Source organism: Niallia sp. 01092, assembly GCF_052318935.1.
In the GTDB taxonomy this organism is placed as follows: domain Bacteria; phylum Bacillota; class Bacilli; order Bacillales; family Cytobacillaceae; genus Niallia.
Genome location: NZ_JBQRKO010000075.1, coordinates 1 through 396 on the forward strand (window position 1 = coordinate 1; position 396 = coordinate 396).

General features: G+C 42.4%; 3 tRNA genes. All 3 read right to left on the reverse strand.

The annotated features are described in order from the left end of the window. Positions 1-83: 83 nt before the first annotated feature. The 3 genes from ACTXGU_RS22370 to ACTXGU_RS22380 all read right to left on the reverse strand — a co-directional run bounded on the left by ACTXGU_RS22370 (position 84) and on the right by ACTXGU_RS22380 (position 338). Positions 84-155, reverse strand: a tRNA-Gln gene (locus ACTXGU_RS22370). A gap of 19 nt (positions 156-174) precedes the next feature. After that, positions 175-250 (reverse strand) — tRNA-His (locus tag ACTXGU_RS22375). Positions 251-264: 14 nt separating this feature from the next. After that, positions 265-338, reverse strand: a tRNA-Trp gene (locus ACTXGU_RS22380). Between the last annotated feature and the right edge of the window lie 58 nt (positions 339-396).

The window sequence follows — 396 nt, forward strand, 5'->3', positions numbered from 1 at the left end:
TATAATGTTATAAATTGAAGCGATACCGGATTTTAGCCCGAGAAAAGATGTTACAGACCTCTTGATTACCACTTAGCTATTGACTGGGCTAGCTGGATTCGAACCAACGAGTGACGGAGTCAAAGTCCGTTGCCTTACCGCTTGGCTATAGCCCAATGAAAAGAAAATATATTATGGGGCGATTGATGGGAATCGAACCCACGAATGTCGGAGCCACAATCCGATGCGTTAACCACTTCGCCACAACCGCCATAATTTTTTTCGTGGCAGGGGTAGTAGGAATCGAACCCACACCGGAGGTTTTGGAGACCTCTGTTCTACCTTTAAACTATACCCCTTCATTAAAAAACAAAAGGTATACTTTGCTCTATCAACTGAGCCATAATTTATATTTTA